Source organism: Mesorhizobium sp. M7A.F.Ca.US.006.04.2.1, from assembly GCF_004022915.1.
GTDB classification, from domain to species: Bacteria; Pseudomonadota; Alphaproteobacteria; order Rhizobiales; family Rhizobiaceae; genus Mesorhizobium; species Mesorhizobium ciceri.
Genome location: NZ_RZQA01000439.1, coordinates 1 through 5,326 on the forward strand (window position 1 = coordinate 1; position 5,326 = coordinate 5,326).

At 63.3% G+C, this 5,326-nt stretch carries 6 protein-coding genes; all 6 read right to left on the reverse strand.

The window, feature by feature from the left end; genetic code table 11:
* A partial coding sequence (locus EN925_RS21835) for a hypothetical protein (protein WP_127419543.1) occupies positions 1–237 on the reverse strand: 237 nt, incomplete at its 3' end.
* 59 nt (positions 238–296) lie between these two features.
* The gene (locus EN925_RS21840) at positions 297–944 is read right to left on the reverse strand and encodes a ThuA domain-containing protein (protein WP_127385263.1); all 648 of its coding nucleotides are present in this window, start codon (positions 942–944) and stop codon (positions 297–299) included.
* 41 nt (positions 945–985) lie between these two features.
* The gene (locus EN925_RS21845; protein WP_164753796.1) at positions 986–2,008 is read right to left on the reverse strand and encodes an LLM class flavin-dependent oxidoreductase; all 1,023 of its coding nucleotides are present in this window, start codon (positions 2,006–2,008) and stop codon (positions 986–988) included.
* Positions 2,009–2,077: 69 nt separating this feature from the next.
* Positions 2,078–2,965: an ABC transporter permease gene (locus EN925_RS21850; RefSeq protein WP_127385264.1), complete on the reverse strand. Its 888-nt coding sequence runs from the start codon at positions 2,963–2,965 to the stop codon at positions 2,078–2,080.
* Positions 2,962–3,921: an ABC transporter permease gene (locus tag EN925_RS21855; RefSeq protein ID WP_013530496.1), complete on the reverse strand. Its 960-nt coding sequence runs from the start codon at positions 3,919–3,921 to the stop codon at positions 2,962–2,964. The genes EN925_RS21850 and EN925_RS21855 overlap by 4 nt, the downstream gene beginning before the upstream one ends.
* Before the next feature lie 7 nt (positions 3,922–3,928).
* The coding region (locus EN925_RS21860; RefSeq protein ID WP_164894319.1) for an ABC transporter substrate-binding protein at positions 3,929–5,326 on the reverse strand (1,398 nt) is incomplete at its 5' end.

Genomic DNA, 5,326 nt, shown 5'->3' on the forward strand with positions numbered 1-5,326 from the left:
GATGAGATGAGTGAAGACATAAAGGAGCTGCGAATAGCGGTAGTCGAACGTCCGGTCGATATCCCGCCGCTGTTCACGCAAATAGGCTTCCAGCTCCCACATCTGGGAGGGAACCGTCACCGCACTGGCCTTGCTCTTGAATTCGGCCATCGTCTTTGCGAGGGCCGCCTCAAGAGCCTTATCGAAGGCGTGGCGGGCGAGCTTCTTTTCGGAAGCGGACCAACTGGAATCGTTCATTGGATATCTCCGTAGATTTCCTGTGAATTCCATCAGATTTTCACGAACTTCGCCTGCTTCTACCCCCGCGCCGCCCAAAGCAAACCCCGCTCCACCATCAGCGCCATTTCCGGCACCGCGAACTCATCCGCCGTGTGACCAAGGGAACTGTAGAAAACCTTCCCCGCCCCATAGCGCCGTTTCCAGACGACCGGCATGACAACGCCGCCTATCCCCGGAAAATGCGCGTCGGTGAAGGTGGTGGTCGCCAGCACCTCATTGCTTGGGTCGACATGCATGTAATATTGCTCCGATCGGTAGGCGAAATCGCTGATGCCTTTTGTGATCGGATCGTCCGGCCGGGTGATCGCGACAGTGTAGTCGATGATGTTGCCGGGATGCGCCACCCATTGGCCGCCGGTCATGAACTGATAGTCAGGCTCATTGCGGAAACTGTCGCCCATCGTGCCGTGGAAACCGCCGAGCCCGCTTCCCCCGCGAACCGCAAGCGTCAGGTTCTGCAACTCGGCCTTTTCGATCATCGACATCGTGATGACAGGCACGATGAGATCGAAGGAAGCAAGCTCCGGACCGGCGAACATCGCCGTGCCCTCACCCAGCGTGACGTCGAAGCCGTTTCGCTCAAGCAAGGTGCGAACGATCTTCGCGCTCTGCTCCGGCGTATGGCCCTCCCAGCCGCCCCAGGCGATCAAGGCCTTCTTTGGCACTGTGTACCTCCCTGGAAAACTCGGCCCTGATCGATCCGGCGTCAGCGCCAGCCCAGCGCTGGAGCGACATGGGTCAGGATCGCCTCGATGACATGCGCATTGTAGTCGACGCCGAGCTGGTTCGGAACGGTGAGCAGCAGCGTATCGGCTTCGGCGATCGCCTCGTCCTGCGCCAATTCCTTGATCAGCACATCCGGCTCGGCCGCGTAGCTGCGCCCGAAGATCGCTTTGGTGTTCTCCTCGATGAAGCCGATCTGGTCGCGGCTCTCATTGCCGCGGCCGAAATAAGCACGGTCGCGATCGTCGACCAGCGCGAAGATGCTGCGGCTGACCGAGACGCGCGGCTCGCGCTTGTGGCCGGCTGCCTTCCAGGCCTCGCGATAGATGCGGACCTGCTCGGCCTGCTGGATGTGGAACGGCTTGCCGCTCTCGTCGAATTTGAGCGTCGAGCTCTGCAGGTTCATGCCGAGCTTGGCTGCCCATTCCGACGTGGCGTTGGTAGCCGCACCCCACCAGATCCGCTCGCGCAGACCCTCCGAATGCGGCTCGAGGCGCAAGAGGCCGGGCGGATTGGGGAACATCGGCCGCGGATTGGGTTGGGCGAACCCCTCGCCCCGCAGCGTCTCGAGGAAGACCTCGGCATGATGCCGCGCCATGTCGGCGTCGCTTTTGCCTTCCGGCGGCGCGTAACCGAAATGGCGCCAGCCATCGATCACCTGCTCGGGCGAGCCACGGCTGATGCCGAGCTGCAGGCGCCCGCCGGCGATGATGTCGGCAGCACCGGCATCCTCGGCCATGTAGAGCGGATTCTCGTAGCGCATGTCGATGACCGCGGTGCCGATCTCGATACGGCTGGTCCTGGCGCCGACCGCCGCCAGCAGCGGGAACGGCGACGCGAGCTGGCGGGCGAAGTGATGCACGCGAAAATACGCGCCGTCCGCGCCCAGCTGCTCGGCGGCGACAGCCAGCTCTATGGATTGCAAAAGCGCGTCCGAAGCCGAGCGCACTTGCGATTGCGACGAGGGCGTCCAGTGCCCGAACGACAGGAAACCGATTTTCTTCATAGTCATGCGATATAAGGATGCGCGTCAGGCTTCAATGCAAAAGAGATTTTTTGGCGCCCGGATCAAGGCTCATGCATCGCTATTCTCGAAGGCGCCAATGCCTTGTGCGATCAGGTTGGTCGCCATCACCAGCGAGACGATTGCCCCAGAATTGAAGACGACGACCCACCATTTTCCGCCGGTCAGGAAGCCATAGCCGTCGGCGACGGCCAGTCCCCAGTCGGCCGATGGCGGCTGGATGCCGAGGCCGAGAAAGCTCAGCGTCGCGATCGAGAAGAACGCGTAGCCCAGCCTTGTGACGAGCTCGATGAGGATCGTTTCCCTGATGTTGGGCAGTATCTCCAGGAACATGATGGCGAGCGCGCCCTCGCCGCCGAGGCGCGCGGCGCTGACATAGTCGCGCTGCTTCTGCTCACGCACGGCGGCGCGAACGGTGCGCGCCACCAGCGGCGCGTAGGCGATGCCGATCACCAGGATGACGGTCAGGTTCGACGGGCCGATCGCCACCAGCGTCATGGTGACGAGAACGATGAACGGAAACGCCATCAGCGTATCGAGCAGCCGCGCGCCGATGGCATCAGTGAGGCCCTCGAAATAGCCGAGCACCAGGCCGATGATGCTGCCGGCGGCAACCCCGGCCAGCGTCGCCAGCGGCGCAACCAGCAGGATGTCGCGCGAACCGACGATGATGCGGGACAGCACATCGCGGCCGAGCTGATCGGTCCCGAACCAGTGCAGCGCATCGGGCGGCGTCAGCGTCGCCAGGAAATCCTCGGCATAGGGATCGTAGGGAACGAAGAGGTTGCCTGCTATGGCGCAAGCGACCCAGAACAAAAGCAGCAGCAATCCGACCACGACCGACGGCGGCAATCCGGCGAAAGCACTGCGAATCCGGCGCATTGTCGAAAAGCCCGCCACGGCGAGCTGCGGTGCGGGAAACTCGGCCAGATCCGTCATGGCGAGGTCCGGCGGCGTTGCCGCGGATCGAGCAGCGCCAGCAAGAGGTCGCCGGCCGCCGCCGACAGCACGAAGATGGCCGCCATCACCAATACGCCTGCCTCCAGCATCGGGAAATCACGGGCCTTGGCCGCGTTCAGGACCAGATTGCCAAGTCCCTGGATGCCGAACAACGCCTCGATCACCACCAGCCCACCCAGCATGTATCCGGTCTGCGTCGCCAGCACCGCGACGGTCGGCGTCAGCGCATTGCGCAGCACGTGCCGAAAGATGATCTCGCGCCGCTCGAGCCCTTTCAGGACGGCGGTGCGCGTGTAATCGGCGGCGATCGCCTCGATCACGCCCGCTCGCGTCATCCGGGCGATATAGCCGGAAAGGTTCAGCACCAGCGGCAGCGCCGGCAGGATCAGATAATAGCCATGCGTCCAGAAGCCCGCGCCATCGGGCGCAACTCCGGAGATCGGGAACCAGTTCAGCCACAGGCCGAAAACGATGAGCAGCATCAGGCCGGAAACGAAATCAGGCACAATGCCGAAGGAGACGCCCGCCATCACGATCAGCCGGTCGATGAGGCGGCCCGCATTGAGACCGGCGATGACGCCGGCACCAACGCCGAGCGGAACGAGGAAGAGCAAAATAATCCCGGCAAGCGCCGCGGAGCGCTTGAGGCTTTCCAGCACGAAGGGCGCCACCGGCCCGCGCATCGACAGCGAGGTGCCGAAGTCACCGGTGACCGCTTTGCTGAACCAGAGCCAATACTGGACGAGAACCGGCTGGTCGGCGCCTAGCCGCTTGTTCAGTTCCGCCACCGCTTGCGCGTCGGCAAAAGGCCCGAGCATGACACGGCCCACATCGCCGGGCAGGACCTGCCCGGCGAAGAACACCAGAATGCTGACCAGCCACAGGGTGAGGACAAGTGTGCCCACACGCGCTGACAGAATGCGACCGGTCAGCATGTCGCGATCATGCCTGGACGAAGGAAACGCGGTCGAGCAGGAGATGCGAAATCGCGGTGAAGCGTACGCCCTCGACCTTGGAGCTGACGATGCGGCTGTATTGCGAGAAGTAGCTGATGATCGCCGGCGTCTCGTCGAGCAGCAAGGTCTGGATCTTGCGGGCAACAAGGCGCTGTGCCTGCAGGTCGCGCGCCTTCGAGTAGTCAAGCAGCAGCGCGTCATAGGCCGGGTTGTTGAAATGTGCCGCGTTCCAAGCTCCCGAACTCTTTAGCGTGGCGTTGAGGAAGATGTCGGGCGTGCCGCGGTGGCCATAGTCGGTGATGCCGAGCACCGAATCCAGCCATGGCGAACTGCCGAACGTCGCCGAGCCGTAATAGGCGTCCTGCGGCAGGACATTGAGCTTGACGTCGATGCCGGCCTTCTTGGCGAAGTTCTGGATGATGACCGCATAGTCGGGAATGTCATAGGCGCGTTCGGTGGTCAGCGTCACCTCGAAGCCGTTGGGCACGCCCGCCTCGCCAAGCAGCCGCTTGGCCTCGGCAATGTCCTGCTTGCGCTGCGGCACCGATGGATCGGCCGAGGGGAAGATCGGCGCGAACGGCGTGTCGTTGCCGACGATGGCGCGGCCCTTGAGCAGGCCCTTGACCACAGCCTCTCGGTCGATCGTGAGCGCCAGCGCGCGGCGGATGCGCTTGTCGGTAAACGGCGCCTGGTCGGTCCTGAGATGCACCTGGTCGTGCGAGCTCGCCTGCACGCTCAGCAGCTTGAAGTTGGGATTGCCCTCGATCGCCAGCTCCAGCCGCGTCGTGCTTGGGATCACGTCGAGCTGGCCGGCCTGCAAAGCCAGCACCTGTGCCTGCTCGTCGTCGAAGAACTTGATCTCGATCCGGTCGGGCAGCGCCTTGTCGCCCCAGTAATTCTCATTGCGCACGAAGCTGGCGCCTTGCTTGGGACGGAAGGATTCGAGCTTGAACGGGCCGGTGCCGTTGAAAGTCTTCTCGAAATCACCGGCATAGTCGGCAGGCAGGATGACGGCATTGTAGACGTCGGAGGAGACATAGAACGGGAAGTTGCTGTTCGGACCGTCGAGATCGAAGGCGACGGTTTCGTCGTCGACCAGCTTGGCGCCGCCCTTGGACAGGATGCCCTTGTAGGCGGACAACGCCGACGAGCCGCTGGCCGGATCGACCAGCCGCTCGAAGCTCGCCACAACGTCTTTGGCGGTGACCGCGCGGCCATCGTGGAATTTTACCCCTTGCCGCAATTTGAAGGTCCAGCGGCTGGCCGTCTCGTTGGCCTCCCAGGACAGAGCCAGCTTCGGCTGCAGACCATCCTTCGGATCGTCGAGGATCAGATACTCGCCGACCTGGCTGATCACCCCGATGCTGGCCGGATCGGTGACCGA